Source organism: Microbacterium sediminis (genome assembly GCF_004564075.1).
GTDB lineage: Bacteria > Actinomycetota > Actinomycetes > Actinomycetales > Microbacteriaceae > Microbacterium > Microbacterium sediminis.
This window is the reverse complement of record NZ_CP038256.1, coordinates 1,544,065-1,559,600: the sequence shown is the minus strand read 5'-3', so window position 1 is coordinate 1,559,600 and position 15,536 is coordinate 1,544,065. Positions and strand designations below refer to the sequence as shown.

Here is a 15,536-nt window from a genome sequence, read left to right as displayed (position 1 = left end):
AGCGGTGACGGACACGCGAGCGCCGCGAATCGGGGTGATGGGCGGCACCTTCGACCCGATCCATCACGGTCACCTCGTGGCCGCGAGCGAGGTGGCGCAGTCGTTCGACCTCGACGAGGTGGTGTTCGTTCCCACCGGTCAGCCCGCGCACAAGCCGGAGGTCTCGCCCGCCGAGGCGCGGTACGAGATGACGGTCATCGCGACCGCCTCGAACCCGCAGTTCACCGTCAGCCGCGTGGACATCGATCGCGAGGGTCCCACCTACACGGTCGACACCCTGCGCGACCTCAAGGCGGAGCGCCCCGACGCCGAGCTGTTCTTCATCACCGGCGCGGATGCCGTGGCGCAGATTCTCAGCTGGCGGGACCATGATGAACTGTGGGATCTCGCCCACTTCGTCGCCGTCTCGCGCCCGGGTCATGTGCTCGACACCGAGGGCCTGCCGACCGACGACGTGAGCCGACTCGAGATCCCGGCCCTCGCCATCTCGTCGACCGACTGTCGGAGCCGTGCCCGACGCGGACTTCCGGTCTGGTACCTCGTACCGGACGGCGTCGTGCAGTACATCGCGAAGCATCACCTGTATAGGAGCAGCGAATGAGCACTCCGGAGCAGCCCCTCACCCGTCGCCAGCTCAAGGAGATGCGCCGGACCGGCGCATTGCCCGTCGTCGACGCCGAGAAGGCGCAGGCACCGGCCGAGCAGCCGGCCCCCGTCGGCGCGCCCGCCGCCGGCTCGGCCGAGAGTCGGCTCGGCGGCCTGCCGAAGGCCGCGCCGGTCGTCCCCGCGCCCGCCGCGGACGAGCGCGCCGAGGCCACCCCGCAGCCCGCGCGCGACGAGAAGCCCGCCGCGCCTGCGAGTGAGAAGAAGCCCGCCGAGCCCGTGAGCGACGAGAAGCCCGCCGAGCCCGCGCGCGAGGAGGCGCCGAAGCCCGTGCCGTCGCCCGCGCCCGCGGCCGCCCCCGTGGCGCCCACTCCGCCGCTCACGCGGCGTCAGGCGCGCGTGCTGCGGACCAACGAGATCGCGGTCACCGAGGCACCGGAGGAGGGCCGCTCCGCGCCGAGCGAGCCGAAGCCCGAGGCGCCGGCGCCCGCCCGTGACGCGGCGCCCGCAGCGCGACCCGCGCCGGCCCCCGAGGCGCCCAAGCCGGCCGAGACCGCGGTGCGTCTGCCCGCGGGCTTCACCGACGCCATGAGCACGCCCGAGGCGACCGCCGCACGCGAGGACGAGCCCGAGGAGCGCCCCAAGGTGGGTGCCAGCTTCGGCGCCGCCGTGTTCCAGCAGGCCGAGGAGCGTCAGCGCCAGGAGCGCGAGCGCGCCGAGCGCGAGGCGCAGCAGCGCCGCGAGGCGACGGCCACCGCCACGGCGACGCCCGCGCAGCCGCAGGTCGAGGGCGAGCTGTTCGCCGAGGCCTTCCAGCGCTCGCTCGACGCCGGCGGATCCACCACGGCGACGGGCACGAGCCTCGTGCTCCACGACATGCCGGGAACGGGATCGCTCAGCGGACCGATGACCGCGACCGGCGAGTTCATGATCACGAGCTCGCACGTGCTCCCCGCCGGTCTCGCCTCGCGCGGCGCGGCGACCGGCACCACCGACGGCAAGGACGTCGACGCCACGCTCATGGACGGCGAGATCCCGCTGCACTCGTCGCCCACGCCGATCGCCGCCAGCTCGGCCGTGAGCACCTCGAAGGCCCCCGGCGACGTGATCCGTCCGCCGCAGCCCGACAAGAACCACGGGCTCATGCTCACGCTCGGCATCGTCGCCGGCGTGCTCGGCGTGGGCCTGGCAGGAGTCCTCATCTACGCGTTTGCGACAGGAGTATTCGGTTGAGTCCCACCCCCACATCCCTCGAGATGCTGCAGCTGGCCGCCGAGGCGGCCGATGCGAAGGGCGGGGACGATCTCGTCGCGCTCGACGTGTCGGAGCCGCTTCCGCTCGTCGACATCTTCCTGCTCGTCACCGGTCGCAACGAGCGCAACGTCGCGGCGATCGCCGACGAGATCGAGGACAAGCTCCACGAGGCCGGGCACAAGCGCCTGCGTCGTGAGGGTCGTCAGGAGTCCCGCTGGATCCTGCTCGACTTCGGCGATCTCGTCGTCCACGTCTTCCATCAGGAGGAGCGCGCCTTCTACGCGCTCGAGCGCCTGTGGAAGGACTGCCCCGTCGTGCCCGTGACGCTGCCCGAGCGCCCCGTGCTCGGCACGCCCGGGGAGTGAGCCGATTTCTCGTCCCGCTCACGGTGTTGTAAGCTAAATGAGTTGTCCGGGGCTTCTACCGGACAACATCTGGGCCTGTGGCGCAGCTGGTAGCGCACCTGCATGGCATGCAGGGGGTCAGGGGTTCGAGTCCCCTCAGGTCCACCAAGAATCCCCGGTCTCGCACCGGGGATTTCGTGTTTCCGGCGATCGCTCACGCGGCATCGCGGACGGCGATCAGTTCGTGGCGGTCTCCGCGGCGGCGGACGGGGCGCGGAAGCGATGGCAGTCCACCTGCACGGTGCCGCCGGGCACCGGCGCCGCGTGCGCGAACCGGCCCTCGTCGGTCCAGCCCTGACGCGCGTAGAACCGCCGCGCCGGCGCGTTGCCGGTGGCGACCGCCAGCCACGCCGACCGGCCGGTGGTGTGGCGGGCGGCGCGCTCGGCCGCCGCGAGCAGGCACCCGCCGATGCCGGTGCCGCGCGCGGCCGGACCCGTGTAGAGCTGGTCGATCTCGTCGCCCTGCGTCATCGCGAAGCCGACGACCTCGTCCGCGCGTGTGGCGACGATCGTGTCGCCGATCCGCTCGCGGGAGCGCCGCGCGAAGGACTCGGGCGTGCGCGCCGTGACGAGGGCATCGGGCACATGCCCGAGGTGGGCGTCGCGCCAGCCGCCCCGCCAGATCTCGGCGATCGCCACGGCGTCCGCCGCCGTGGCGGGGCGGATCTGGACGTCCGCGTGCGATGCGGGATCCGCGGGGAAGACCAACGACATCGGGTCGCTTTCGTCGGGGTGCACGAGCCCGTACAGCGTAGGCCGAGGGGTCCAGTCCCGCAAGAATCGCGACGAGCGCGAACCGGCCCGCGCAGCCGAGGTGCGCGGGCCGGTCGGGAGGTCACAGCGTAAGCAGCACCTTGGTGGCGCGGCGCTCGTCCATCGCCCGGTAGCCCTCGGCCGCCCCCTCGAGCGGGAGCGTCAGGTCGAACACCTGGCCCGGATCGATGGTGCGGTCCCAGATGAGCTGGATCAGCTCGGGCAGGAAGCGACGCACCGGGGCGGGACCGCCGTGCAGGTGCACGCCGGTGAAGAACAGGTCGAGGCCGTCCAGCTTCACGCCGTGCGAGACGCCGACGTAGCCGACGTAACCGCCGGCACGCGTGGAATGGATCGCCTGCCACATCGACTCCTGGGTGCCCACGGCCTCGACGGTGCCGTGCGCGCCGTACCCGCCGGTGAGCTCCTTGACCTTCGCCGCGCCATCGTCGCCGCGCTCCTCGATGATGTCGGTGGCGCCGAACCGGCGCGCGAGCTCCTGGCGGTCCGCGTGCCGGCTGAACACGATGATCCGCTCCGCGCCGAGGTGCTTCGCCGCGAGAACGGCCGAAAGCCCGACCGCGCCATCACCCACGATCGCGATCGTCTTGCCGGGGCCCGCCTCGGCGGCGACGGCGCCGAACCAGCCCGTGCCGAGCACGTCGGATGCGGCAAGCAGCGACGGCAGGAGATCGGCGTCGGGCTGGCCCGGTGTGGCGACGAGCGTGCCGTCGGCGAGCGGGATGCGGGCGTACTCGGCCTGGGTGCCGACCGATCCCATCATCACGTTGTGGATGCAGCGCGACTGGTAGCCGGCCTCGCAGATCTCGCACGTGTTGTCGGAGGCGACGAACGAGCCGACGACGAAGTCGCCGACCTTGACGTTCTTCACGTCCGCGCCGATCTCGGTGACGACGCCGACATACTCGTGTCCCATGGGCTGCGGTGTGACGGACAGCGGCTCGGCTCCGCGGTAGGGCCAGAGATCCGATCCGCAGATGCAGCTCGCCGCCAGGCGGATCACCGCATCGGTGGGCTCGACGATCGTCGCGTCGGCTCGCTCCTCGACGCGGACGTCGCCGGGCCCGTACATCATGACTCCACGCATGCGTGGTCTCCTTCGTGAGGTCGTTCGTGTCAGCGAGGCGCACCGTCGGATCACGGAGGCCTCACCGACAGTCAACGCCCTGGGGCCGCCGAGGTGAGAGGCCTCAGCAGACCCCCCTCAACCGGCAGCCGGCGCGGCCGTGACGGGTTGCGTCAGGGCCTCTCAGCCGGCGCGGCGTCGTGCTTACCGTGGCGCCATGGAACCGACGCAGCTGATCACCCATCTGGCGTTCTACGCCGGGTGGCCGAACGCGATGTCGGCGATGACGGTGGCCAAGGACGCGCTGAGCGAGGAGGACGCATGAACATCGAGCCGCAGCCGAAGACGATCCTCAACCCCGAGGACAGGTTCCCCGGGGGCGTGTACCTCGACCTGCTGGTCGTGCCGCATGACGGCGACCAGCGCACCACCGTGGGCAAGGTGCGCTTCCTGCCCGGCGCCCGCACCGCCTGGCATTCGCACGCGCGCGGCCAGTACTGCCACGTGATCGACGGCGTCGCGCGCTTCGGCAACCGCCGGGGCGAGATCATCGAGGTGCACGCCGGGCAGACGCTCTACACGCCTCCGGGCGAGGAGCACTGGCACGCCGCCGCGCCCGGTCACTTCATGGCGCACCTCGCGATCCTCGAGGGCGACGAGGGCGCCGACATCGCCTCGTGGTGGGGCGAGCAGGTCACGGACGAGGAGTTCGAGGGGCGCGTCGGCGCGTGATCCCGCGCGGATCCGATGGAATCGGACCGCGGAGATCGGGTGCGGCGGCGCCGACTCGATCAGGCTGGTCAGCGAAGGGAGACCACCGTGATCGAGGTCCTGAACCGGGTGAGCGACGCGATCGAGGCCGGGCTCGGCGACGAGCCGGACCTGGCGTCGCTGGCCGCCGGCGCCGGCACGACGGAGTACCACCTGCGGCGGATGTTCTCGTCGCTGGCGGGAGTACCGCTGTCGGAGTACATCCGGCGCCGGCGGATGACCGTCGCCGCCGGTGACATCATCGCCGGCGAGGAGATCCTCGCCACCGCGGTGCGCTACGGGTACGGATCGACCGAAGCCTTCGGGCGGGCGTTCCGCGCCGTGCACGGCGCGAGCCCTGCCGAGGTGCGGCGCGACGGCGGTCCCCTTCGAACACAACCACAGCTCAGGTTCCGCCTGACCGTCGAAGGGAGCACCCCCATGGATGCCCGCATCACCGAACGACCCGCCTTCCGCCTCATCGGCCACGCCGTGCGCGTGCCGCTGATCCACGAGGGGGTCAACCCGCACATCCAGGCGCACATCGCCGCGATCCCGCCCGAGGAGCACGAGCGCCTCAAGGCGCTCAGCGCCACCGAGCCGCGAGGACTGCTGCAGGTCAGTGCCGACGTCGACCCGGACTACGCCGAGGGCAGCGAGCTGACCTACCTGCACGGCGTGGCCGTGCCGGCCGAGACGCCGGTGCCCGACGACCTCGACGCGATCGAGGTGACCGCCGGCTCGTGGGCGGTGTTCCGCGTCGCGGGGGAGTACCCGGCGGCGCTCCAGTCGATGTGGGCGGCCACGGCGACCGAGTGGTTCCCGTCCAACCCGTGGCGCCTGCGGCCCGGGCCGTCGATCGTGGCCGTGCTTGAGCGGGCCGCGGACTTCCGCACCGCGACGTGCGAGCTGTGGCTGCCGGTGGAGCGCGACTGACCGGCGCTTGTCACACGAATGGTCGCGAGGCGTCGACGATCCGCTGCAGGTACACGGTGGCGGCCAGAAGATGGTCGGCTGAGGTCGGCGTGCCCGCGTGGTGGACGTCGACGGCCTCGCGGAACCGGGTGATCGCCGACTGCGCGGCGGCGAGCCGCTCCGCACCGGACGGGTCATCGATCGGGGCGTCGACGAGATCCGCGGCACGGGCGATCGCCTCGGCGAGCTGGTGCCGGAGCGGCTCGCCGCGCTCGGTCCAGAGGCTCTCGGCGTCCAGCAGCATGCCGGCCAGCTCGCGCGTGGAGGCGGTGCTGCGCTCGAGTGCGCGCAGTCGCTGCGTGTTCTGCTCCTGCATCTGCACGCGCCCGCGCGCCCGGGGGTTCGCGCGGCGGCTCTCGTCGGCCTCGCGCACCTCATCGGCCACGGCCGTCGCGACATCGCTCAGCTCGTGCAGCCCGCGCTCCACGTCGTCGGCGGACGCCGATCCCCGGGCCACCCCCTCGGCGAGGGCGCGCAGCTGACCCACCGCGATGCCGCGCAGCGCCGAGAGCCGGTTGCTCGCCCGCTGCAGGTACAGCGGCGGAAACACGAGCAGGTTGACCGCGATGCCGACGAGGACGCCGAACGCCATCGTCACGAGGTACGAGATCGAGAACTCCTCGATGCTCGCCCCGCCCAGCAGCAGCGTGAACAGGCCGGCCATGCCGATGAAGTCACGCCCCGGCCCGAGCGCGCGCACGCCGCCCAGCGCCACGCCCAGGCCCACCACGAGCGCGACGGCCACGATCCCCATCACGTCGGCCCACACGAGCAGCAGCCCGCCGATGCCGAGCGCGATCCCCAGCGCCACGCCCAGCAGCGTCAGCAGCCCGGAGCGCGCCGACCGCGCCAGCGTGGGATACATGCTCACGAGCACGCCGAGCGGGGCGTAGTACGAGTACTCGTCGGCCGCGTACGGGATCAGCGGCGCCAGGTACCAGGCGATCGCGGCCGCCACCGCCGTCTTCGCCGCCAGCAGCAGGCGGGGCTGATCGACGATGTCGCGACCCCAGCTGACGGCCGTGTCGAGCACGCGGCGAGCCATGGCGGACCTCCGTATCGTTGTCGCTCCGGCGGCCTCCCCACGCTAGCGATCGCGCGCGCCGCGTCGCGAGCGGTTGCGCTCGGCGCCCGCGTGTGTCACGTGACGGGTTCCGCCAGGCCCTCCCTCGCATCGCGCGCGGGGCATACCGTGGAAAACATGGACAACCGATCCGAGGTGCGCGAGTTCCTCATGACGCGCCGCGCGCGCATCACGCCGCAGCAGGCGGGCGTGGAGACGTTCGGCGACCGTCGCCGCGTGCCGGGACTGCGCCGCGAGGAGGTCGCCCGCCTGGCGGGGATGAGTGTCGACTACTACACGCGCCTCGAGCGGGGGAACCTCCGCGGCGTCTCCGACAGCGTGCTCGAGGCGATCTCGCGGGCGCTGCTGCTGGACCAGGCCGAGCACGACCACCTGTTCGATCTCGCGCGCAACGCCAACCCCGTCGGGCTGCGGCCCGTGCGCGCGCCGGGAGACACGCCGGTGCGCCCGCAGCTGCACTACTTCCTCGACGCGCTCACGACGGCGCCGGCCTTCGTCCAGAACAACCGGATGGATCTGGTTGCCGCCAACACGCTCGGCTACGCCATGTACTCGCCGATGTTCACCGGCGCGCGGCGGCCCGCGAACTTCTCGCGGCACATCTTCCTCGACCCCGGCTCGCGCGACTTCTACCCGGACTGGGATCGCGCGGCGTGGACCAACGTCACCATCCTTCGCCGCGAGGTCGGGCGCAACCCGCACGACAAGCGGCTGCAGGCGCTGATCGGGGAGCTGTCGGCCCACAGCGTCGAGTTCCGCGAGTACTGGGCCGCGCACGACGTGCGCCGTCACTACGCCGGTCAGAAGACGTTCCGCCACCCCGTGGTGGGGGACCTCGAGCTGCACTATCAGACCCTCGAGCTCGACGGCGATCCGGGCCTTGCGATGACCGTCTACCTGGCCACGCCCGGCTCGCCCACGGAGGAGTCGCTGCGGCTGCTCGCCTCGTGGGCGGCGACCGAGGCGGCCCCGCAGATCGCCGCCTACGCCGCGGCGTCGTGATGCGGTCCCCGGCGTAGCCTGAAGGCGTGTCGACACCGCTGCTCGGTTCCGCCCTGCCCGTCGTCGCCGCGCCCATGGCCGGCGGCCCCATGAACACCCGGCTCGCCGGCGCGGCGATCTCGGCCGGCGCGTTCCCGTTCCTCGCGGGCGGGTACAAGACGCCCGAGGCGCTGGCGGGCGAGATCGCGGAGGTGCGTGGGCTCGGCGCCCCGTTCGGGGTCAACCTCTTCGTCCCGGCGGCCGACCCCGTCGACGAAGCGGCCTTCCGCGCCTACGCCGCCGAGCTCGCGCCCGAGGCCGCAGCCTACGGCCTGACGCCCGACACCGTTCCGGTGCGGGACGACGACCACTGGGGAGAGAAGATCGCGCTGCTGGTCGCCGATCCCGTGCCCGTGGTCTCGCTGACCTTCGGGCTGCCCGGCCCCGCCGACATCCGCGCGCTGCAGCGGGCCGGATCGCGCGTGGTCGCGTCGGTGACCACGCCCGACGAGGCGGCGCGGGCCGCGGCGCTCGGTGTCGACGGACTCGTGGTGCAGGGCGCCGGGGCGGGCGGCCACAGCGCCACCTTCGATCCCGCCGCCGATCCCGCCGACATCCCCGTCGCGGAGCTGATCCGCCGCGTCCGCGCGCGCGTGGACCTGCCGATCATCGGCGCGGGCGGCGTGCAGGGCCCGCGGGATGTGCGCGAGCTGCTCGACGCCGGCGCGGTGGCGGTCGCGGTCGGCACGCTGCTGCTGCGCACCGACGAGGCGGGCACCTCGCCCACGCACCGCGCCGCGCTGGCCGACCCTGCCGCCACCGAGACGGTGCTCACCCGCGCGTTCACGGGGCGCCCGGCACGGGCCCTGCGCAACGGATTCATCGATCGCCACCCGCACGCGCCGACCGCCTATCCGGCCGTCCACCACCTCACGCGGCAGCTGCGCCAGGCGGCCGGTGCCGCCGGCGACGCCGACCGGCTGCACCTGTGGGCCGGGGTCGGCTGGCGCGCGGCGCCGACGGGACCGGCGGCCGACGTGCTGCGGGCCCTCGCGGGCGACGCGGCCTAGTCGCCCTTCTTCTGCGCCTCTTTGCCCTGCTTCTGGGCCTCCTCGGCCTTCTTGTCCGCCGCCTTCTGGGCCTCCTCGGCGGCTTTGCGCGCCTCCTCGGCGGCCTTCTCGTCGGTCTTGCGCGCCTCTTCCGCGGCCTTCTCGGCGGCCTTGTCGTCCTGCGGCGTCGTGACGACGGGATCGGTCGCGCCGCCCGGCTGCTCGTCGGTCACCTCGGGGGTGATCACGGCCGGCTCCTCGACGGTGGTGACGGGGCGCTCGACCACGCCCTTCAGGCGCGTGGCCGCCGGCGCCTGGCTGCCCTCCGCGCCGATCCAGACGCCCGCGCCGATGGCCGTCACGGCGGCCAGGCCCGCGAGCACGGCCGCGGCGCGGCGGCGTCCGCCGGGCCCGGTTCGGAGCGGCCGGGGCGCCTCGGCGGAGGGGGCGATGACCGCCGTGGTGGCCTCCGGGTACGGCAGCGTCGCCGTCGGCGTCACCGCGAGGTCGCGCCGCGCGGCGAGCTCCTCGGCCTGCTGCGCCACCTCGAGCGCCGAGGGGCGCTCCGCGGCGTCATCGGCCGTCATCCGGCGCAGCAGCGTGGCCCATTCGGCCGGCACGCCCGGCGGGATTTCGACCGGGCCCGCATGCCGCGCCGCGAGCGCCTCCGCGCCGCCGTGCGCGGGGAACACGCGCGTGCCGGTGAGGGCCTCCAGCAGCACGAGGCCCAGCGAGTACACGTCGCTCGCGGGACTCGGCGCCTCGCCGCGCAGCTGCTCCGGCGCGAGGTAGCCCAGCGTGCCGATCACCATGCCGGGCGAGGTGACGCGGGCCTCGCCGAGCAGGAACGCGACGCCGAAGTCGGCCAGCTTGGCGCGGAAGCCGCGGCTCGGGCTGCTCGACGGCGCCAGCAGCACGTTCGACGGCTTCACGTCGCGGTGCACGATGCCGGCCTCGTGGACCACGTGAAGGGCGTCGGCCAGCTCGGCACCGAGCAACGCCGTCTCGCGCGAGGTGAGGGGGCCCTGGCGCAGCCGCTCGCCGAGGGTCGGCCCGTCCACGAGCTCCATGACGAGGTACTCGGGCCGTCCCGGCTCCACGTGCGCGTCGAAGAGCGTCACCAGGCTGGGATGGCTCAACGAGGCGAGCACCGCCGTCTCGCTGCGCGCCGATCGCAGTGACGCGCCCTCCAGGCCCGCACGCACCATCTTGATGGCGACGGAGCGGCCGAGCATCACGTCCACCGCGCGATAGACCGAGGCCATGCCGCCGGAGCCGATGCAGTCCAGGATCTGATAGCGCCCATCCAGGAGGGCCGCCGTGTCCTCCGTGATCGTCTGGCTCAACGAGTCCTCCTCGGGCCGTTCCGTGTGTGCGGGCGTGGTTCGAGGGTAGGCGAGCCCGGCTGAGCGTCGCCCCGGCCTTGACGAACGCGGCCGGGCGTGCAAGGCGCCGGATCGCGGATCGGGGATCGTCCAGGCCGGTCGGGCAGGATCGTCGCCGTGGGGTCGAAGCGAGGGTACGGGGTCGTGGCGGGCGTGATCGTGCTCGTCGGGGCGGCGGCGGCCTGGGGCGTGTTCGCGGTGGTCGACGCGCTCGACGACTTCCGTCCCTCGGAGGCGTGGCAGGGCGTGCCCGAGGGCGAGCAGCCGCCCGCACCCACCTCGGCGACCCCGGCGGCGCCGCTCGTCGGGGCGGACGGCAGCATCGACGCCGAGTGGCTGGGCAACGTCTCGGCGGTCACGGGGATCCCGGACCGCGCGCTCACCGCCTACGTCAGCGCCGATCTGCGCGCCCGCGCGGAGGGGTGCGCCGTGGGATGGAACACGCTCGCGGGGATCGGATGGGTCGAGAGCCGGCACGGATCGATCTTCGGCAGCCGCATCGCCGACGACGGGTTCGCCCGCCCCGACATCATCGGCATTCCCCTCGACGGCACCGACGACACCCTGGCGATCCCCGACACCGACGGCGGCGCGCTCGACGGCGACGCCGTGTGGGACCGCGCGGTCGGGCCCATGCAGTTCATCCCGGAGACCTGGAGCCGCTGGGCGATCGACGCCAACGGCGACGGCATCGCCAGCCCGCACAGCATCGACGACGTCGCCGCCACCGCCGCGGCCTACCTCTGCCGGCTCGACGGATCGCTCGAGCAGCCCGACCAGTGGATCCGCGCGATCCGCTCCTACAACGACACGCTCGACTACCAGCTGCAGGTCGCCGACGCGGCCGTCGGCTATGCCGCGGCGGCCGGGTGACCGCCCCCATCGCGTTGCCGACCGTTCCCCGGCGCGTTCCCGACGCGTAACCTTCGCCCGCCGTCCCGTTCACCGGACCGACGCAAGGTGAACACATGGTGCGCGAATCGGTGCTCGCGTGGGTGGAATCCCCGCTGCAGCTGCTCGGCGCCGCCGAGTGGGCGGCGGCCCACGACAGGCGCATCGACCTCGCCGCGCGGGTCACGCCGCAGGTGCCCGAGACGGCCGAGGAGCTGATCGGTCGCGGCGCCGCCTTCGCCGAGAAGCAGCCGTACTTCGGCATCCCGTGGCGCATGCTCGCCGCGCACACGCACTGGCTCATCGGCGACGGCTTCTCGGGGCAGTTCCGGCTCGCCGCCGCGGTGCTGCGGCCGCGCCGGATCACGTTCCTCGACGACGGCCTGAACACGCTGGCCCTCGCCGACGCGATCGCCGGGAGCCGCCCCTATCGCCGGCCGCGCATCGACGAGCGCGGGCTGACGACCCGCCTCGCGCCGCTTGTGCTCGATCACGTGCGCCGCCGCTCGCTGGCCGGCGCCGTCGACCTGTTCACCGCGTTCCCGCTGGGTGACGCGCGCCGCGCGGCGGTGGCCGACTTCGGGCTTCGGGTCGAGGCGCACCGGTTCGACTGGCTGCGCGGGACCACGCCGTCCGCGGCGGTCGCCCGCACCCTGCGCGAGGACCGCATCGTGCTGGGCAGCGCGCGTTCGACCGATGGACTGATGAGCCGCGAGGCGCACCTGCGGTGGGTGGAGCGCGAGGCGCGACGCGGCGAGGTCGCCTACCTGCCGCACCGCCGCGAGCCCGACGACCTGCTTGCCGCCATCGCCGCGATCCCGCGCGTGCGCGTGGTGAAGCTCGGCCTTCCCGTCGAGGTGGCGCTGGCCGGACTCGGGCGCCGCCTGGACGTGCGCACCCTGCTGTCGAGCACGCTGTCGACCCTGCCGCTGGTGCTCGAGGGAACGGGCAGCACGATCACGGAGGCGCCGATCGAGGCGACGGGGGAGCGGCGCATGGAGGCGGCGTCGTGACGCGCGAGACGGTCGCGATCATCCCCGCCCGAGGCGGATCGAAGGGCGTGCCGGGCAAGAACATCCTGCGGGTGGCCGGGGTCCCGCTCGTCGCGCGGGCCGTGTCGGCGGCGCGCGCGACGCCAGGCATCGACCGCGTGGTGGTCACCACGGACGACGACGACATCGCCTCGACCGCCGCGGAGTGGGGTGCCGAGATCGTGCACCGCCCCGCGGAGCTCGCGGGCGACGGCGCCAGCTCGGAGAGCGCGCTCATCCATGCGCTGGATGAGCTCGCGGCGCGTGGCGTCGAGGTCGGGGTGCTCGCGTTCCTGCAGGCGACCTCGCCGTTCATCGACGTCGCGGGGCTCGCCGAGGCCGTCCGCCGCGTGACCGCGGGCGAGGCCGACAGCAGCTTCTCGGCGATCGAGACCTACGGCTTCCTGTGGCGCGCCACCGATCAGGGCGCGGTCGGCATCAACCACGACGCCACCCACCGCCCGCGCCGCCAGGACCGCGAGCCGCACTACCTCGAGACGGGCGCGTTCTACGTCATGGACGCCGACGGCTTCCGCCGGGCGGGCCACCGCTTCTTCGGCCGCATCGCGATCGTCGAGGTGCCCGAGGAGACCGCGCTCGAGATCGACACCCCGGGTCAGCTCGAGCTGGCCCGCGCGACGGCGCCGCTCGTGTCGGCGGCGCGCACCGACCGCGTCGACGTCGACGCGGTCGTGACCGACTTCGACGGCGTGCACACCGACGACACCGTGGGCGTGACGAGCGACGGGGTGGAGCAGGTCAGGGTGAGCCGCTCCGACGGGATGGGCGTGCGCCTGCTGCGCGAGGCCGGCATCCCCGTGCTCATCCTCTCGACCGAGACCGATCCGGTCGTCGGCGCCCGCGCCCGCAAGCTGCGCGTCGACGTGCTGCAGTCGCAGGACGACAAGGCGGCGGCGCTGCGGCGGTGGGCCGACGAGCAGGGGATCCCGCTCGCCCGCATCGCCTACCTCGGCAACGACGTCAACGACCTGCCGGCCCTCGACCTGGTCGGCTGGCCGGTCGCGGTGCCCGAGGCCCATCCGCTCGTGCTCGCCGCGGCGCGCGTGGTGCTCGACAAGCCAGGGGGGCGCGGCGCCGTCCGCGACCTCGCCGAGCGGGTGCTGCGCGCCCGCGACATCCGACCAGGGCTGCGCATGGGCGCGGCCGACGCTTCACCCAAGGAGGCACCATGACCGTCCGCATCGGAACCCGCGTGATCGGCGGGGGCAACCCCGCGTACGTCATCGCCGAGATCGGCCTGAACCACAACGGCGACGTGGAGATCGCGAAGCAGCTCATCGACGTCGCGGCCGAGGCCGGCGCCGACGCCGTGAAGTTCCAGAAGCGCACCCCCGAGATCGCCACGCCCGAGCACATGCGCGACACGCTGCGCGAGACGCCGTGGGGCACCATGACCTACCTCGAGTACCGCCACCGCGTGGAGTTCGGCCGCGAGGAGTACGTGGCGATCGGCGACCACGCGACCCTGCGCGGCCTCGACTGGTTCGCGTCGCCGTGGGACGTGCCGAGCGTGGAGTTCCTCGAGGACCTCAACGTCGTCGCGCACAAGGTCGCCTCGGCCAGCCTGACCGACATCGAGCTGCTGCAGGCGCTGCGCGACACCGGCAAGCCGATCATCCTCTCGACCGGCATGTCGACGATGGAGCAGATCGACCGCGCCATCGAGGTGCTCGGCACCGAGAACCTCGTGCTCATGCACGCGACGTCGACGTACCCGATGGAGCCCGACGAGGCGAACCTCCGCATGATCCGCGTGCTCAGCGACCGCTTCCCGGGCGTGCCGGTGGGCTACTCGGGCCACGAGCGGGGCCTGCAGATCTCGCTCGCCGCCGTCGCGATGGGCGCCCAGGCAGTCGAGCGCCACATCACCCTCGACCGCACCATGTGGGGCTCGGACCACGCCGCCTCGCTCGAGCCGACCGGTCTGAAGAACCTCGTGCGCGACATCCGCATCATCGAGACCGCGTTCGGCGACGGCGTGAAGCGCGTCTTCCCGGGTGAGGAGGCGCCGATGGCGAAGCTGCGGCGCGTCCCGGCGTGATCCCCACGCCGCGGATCGTCGCGGTCGCCGACACCGACTCCTACGTCAAGTGGGCGGCGGCCCTCCTGGGCCCCGTCCCGGGCGCGGAGCTGATCGTGCTCGAGACCGAGCTCGTCGTCAGCCCGGCCCAGCAGGAGGCGGCGCTGGCCGGCAGCGGCCTGGAGCGCGTGCGCCGCGCCACCTTCGCCGAGCTGCCGGGGCTGCTCGCGGGCGCCGAGGCCGTGCTGCTGGCCGCGCGCGGGCCGCTCGTGCGGGTGCTCGCGCGGCTGGTGTCGCGCCTGGACCCGCCGCCGGTGATCCTCACGGGCCTGCCCGGGATCTCGATCCCGGCGACCTGGCTGGCGCTGCACTTCCGGCGGCAGTGCGACCTGTTCATCCTGCACTCGCGGCGCGAGGTGGCGGAGTTCTCGGACCTGGCGGTGGCGCGGGGCATCCGCCAGCGGTTCGCCCTGGCCACGCTGCCGTTCGCGCGGACGGGCGCCCCGATCGCGCGGAAGGGCACCGACCTGGTGTTCGCCGCGCAGGCGCTCGTGCCGCGCGGGTACGAGGCACGCCTGGAGGTGGCGCGGCTGCTCGTCCGCGCGGCCGAGGAGCATCCCGACCGACGCGTGGTGCTGAAGCTGCGGGGACGCCCCGGCGAGGCCGAGACGCACCGCGAGCAGTTCCCGTACCCGGAGCTGCTCGCCTCGCTCGGTCCGCTGCCGCCCAACCTCGACACCTCGACCGCGTCGATGCGCGATGCGCTGCGCACGGCCGAGGGGCTCGTGACCGTGAGCTCCACCGCCGCGATCGAGGCGGCGGCGCAGGGGGTGCCCGTGATCGCGCTCGACTCGTTCGGCGTGCATCCCTCGCTCATCAACGTCGTGTTCGAGGGCAGCGGCCTGCTGGCCGGCGCCGACGACGTGATCGCGCGGCGCTTCCGCACGCCCGACCCGCAGTGGATCGGCGACAACTACTTCCACGACCCGGCCGAGGACGACTGGCTCGACCGGGTGCGCGAGCTCGTCGCGCGGCGCCGGGCGGGCATGCTCCCGGGCCGCCGCGCGCACGCCCGCGTGGGCGGTCGCGCGCGCGACGCCTGGGAGCGCCGCCTCGCCCTCGGCACGGCCGATCAGACCGTCGCGGGCTCGCTCGCGTACGCGGTCGGCGTGCCGGCGCGCGCGGTGGTGCGCACCACCCGGCGCTGGCGCAACCGGCTGCGCCGCCGCGTCGCCTGAGACCCCCGGC

General features: G+C 73.7%; 16 protein-coding genes and 1 tRNA gene. 13 read left to right on the top strand and 4 right to left on the bottom strand.

The annotated features are described in order from the left end of the window. Positions 1–37 precede the first annotated feature (37 nt). The 4 genes from nadD to E3O41_RS07360 all read left to right on the top strand — a co-directional run bounded on the left by nadD (position 38) and on the right by E3O41_RS07360 (position 2,369). On the top strand, positions 38–601 hold the full coding sequence (gene nadD, locus E3O41_RS07375; protein WP_067023631.1) for a nicotinate-nucleotide adenylyltransferase: 564 nt from the start codon (positions 38–40) through the stop codon (positions 599–601). Further along, a complete protein-coding gene (locus E3O41_RS07370; RefSeq protein WP_067023628.1) occupies positions 598–1,836 on the top strand; it encodes a hypothetical protein in 1,239 nt (412 codons plus the stop codon). The genes nadD and E3O41_RS07370 overlap by 4 nt, the downstream gene beginning before the upstream one ends. A 23-nt stretch (positions 1,837–1,859) precedes the next feature. After that, positions 1,860–2,222 carry a ribosome silencing factor gene (gene rsfS / locus E3O41_RS07365; RefSeq protein WP_420845462.1) on the top strand — a complete coding sequence of 121 codons (363 nt, stop codon included), beginning with the start codon at positions 1,860–1,862 and terminating at the stop codon, positions 2,220–2,222. Positions 2,223–2,293: 71 nt separating this feature from the next. Next, a tRNA-Ala gene (locus E3O41_RS07360) sits at positions 2,294–2,369 on the top strand. 69 nt (positions 2,370–2,438) lie between these two features. On the opposite strand, the gene E3O41_RS07355 is transcribed toward E3O41_RS07360, so the two are convergent. Both E3O41_RS07355 and E3O41_RS07350 read right to left on the bottom strand, forming a co-directional pair. Next, complete coding sequence (locus tag E3O41_RS07355) at positions 2,439–2,999, bottom strand: GNAT family N-acetyltransferase (protein WP_240482254.1); 561 nt, start codon at positions 2,997–2,999, stop codon at positions 2,439–2,441. Positions 3,000–3,096: 97 nt separating this feature from the next. After that, on the bottom strand, positions 3,097–4,122 hold the full coding sequence (locus E3O41_RS07350) for a zinc-dependent alcohol dehydrogenase family protein (RefSeq protein WP_067023619.1): 1,026 nt from the start codon (positions 4,120–4,122) through the stop codon (positions 3,097–3,099). Positions 4,123–4,422: 300 nt separating this feature from the next. Between E3O41_RS07350 and E3O41_RS07340 the strand changes: the two genes are divergently transcribed. Continuing rightward, positions 4,423–4,833: a cupin domain-containing protein gene (locus tag E3O41_RS07340; protein WP_067023616.1), complete on the top strand. Its 411-nt coding sequence runs from the start codon at positions 4,423–4,425 to the stop codon at positions 4,831–4,833. Positions 4,834–4,920: 87 nt separating this feature from the next. Continuing rightward, positions 4,921–5,787, top strand: coding sequence for an AraC family transcriptional regulator (locus E3O41_RS07335; protein WP_067023613.1), 867 nt, complete (start codon positions 4,921–4,923; stop codon positions 5,785–5,787). Between the two features lie 10 nt (positions 5,788–5,797). Here E3O41_RS07335 and E3O41_RS07330 read toward each other — a convergent pair whose 3' ends face one another. Beyond that, positions 5,798–6,871, bottom strand: coding sequence for an FUSC family protein (locus E3O41_RS07330; protein ID WP_067023610.1), 1,074 nt, complete (start codon positions 6,869–6,871; stop codon positions 5,798–5,800). 156 nt (positions 6,872–7,027) lie between these two features. Here E3O41_RS07330 and E3O41_RS07325 point away from each other — a divergent pair, with 156 nt between their 5' ends. Next, complete coding sequence (locus tag E3O41_RS07325; protein ID WP_135012207.1) at positions 7,028–7,912, top strand: helix-turn-helix transcriptional regulator; 885 nt, start codon at positions 7,028–7,030, stop codon at positions 7,910–7,912. Positions 7,913–7,938: 26 nt separating this feature from the next. After that, on the top strand, positions 7,939–8,961 hold the full coding sequence (locus tag E3O41_RS07320; protein WP_067023604.1) for an NAD(P)H-dependent flavin oxidoreductase: 1,023 nt from the start codon (positions 7,939–7,941) through the stop codon (positions 8,959–8,961). Here the strand turns inward: E3O41_RS07320 and E3O41_RS07315 are convergent. Then, positions 8,958–10,286 (bottom strand): serine/threonine-protein kinase, encoded by a 1,329-nt coding sequence (locus E3O41_RS07315; protein ID WP_067023602.1) that lies wholly within the window; start codon positions 10,284–10,286, stop codon positions 8,958–8,960. The two genes, E3O41_RS07320 and E3O41_RS07315, sit on opposite strands and share 4 nt — an antisense overlap. Positions 10,287–10,442: 156 nt before the next feature. Here E3O41_RS07315 and E3O41_RS07310 point away from each other — a divergent pair, with 156 nt between their 5' ends. The 5 genes from E3O41_RS07310 to E3O41_RS07290 all read left to right on the top strand — a co-directional run bounded on the left by E3O41_RS07310 (position 10,443) and on the right by E3O41_RS07290 (position 15,526). Beyond that, positions 10,443–11,198: a lytic transglycosylase domain-containing protein gene (locus tag E3O41_RS07310; RefSeq protein ID WP_135012205.1), complete on the top strand. Its 756-nt coding sequence runs from the start codon at positions 10,443–10,445 to the stop codon at positions 11,196–11,198. A gap of 95 nt (positions 11,199–11,293) precedes the next feature. Then, positions 11,294–12,229, top strand: a complete 936-nt coding sequence (locus tag E3O41_RS07305; RefSeq protein WP_067023598.1) for a hypothetical protein — start codon at positions 11,294–11,296, stop codon at positions 12,227–12,229. Further along, on the top strand, positions 12,226–13,440 hold the full coding sequence (locus tag E3O41_RS07300; RefSeq protein ID WP_067023596.1) for an acylneuraminate cytidylyltransferase: 1,215 nt from the start codon (positions 12,226–12,228) through the stop codon (positions 13,438–13,440). The genes E3O41_RS07305 and E3O41_RS07300 overlap by 4 nt, the downstream gene beginning before the upstream one ends. After that, the gene (locus E3O41_RS07295; protein WP_067023593.1) at positions 13,437–14,309 is read left to right on the top strand and encodes an N-acetylneuraminate synthase family protein; all 873 of its coding nucleotides are present in this window, start codon (positions 13,437–13,439) and stop codon (positions 14,307–14,309) included. The genes E3O41_RS07300 and E3O41_RS07295 overlap by 4 nt, the downstream gene beginning before the upstream one ends. Next, the gene (locus tag E3O41_RS07290; protein ID WP_067023589.1) at positions 14,306–15,526 is read left to right on the top strand and encodes a DUF6716 putative glycosyltransferase; all 1,221 of its coding nucleotides are present in this window, start codon (positions 14,306–14,308) and stop codon (positions 15,524–15,526) included. The genes E3O41_RS07295 and E3O41_RS07290 overlap by 4 nt, the downstream gene beginning before the upstream one ends. Positions 15,527–15,536: the final 10 nt, after the last annotated feature.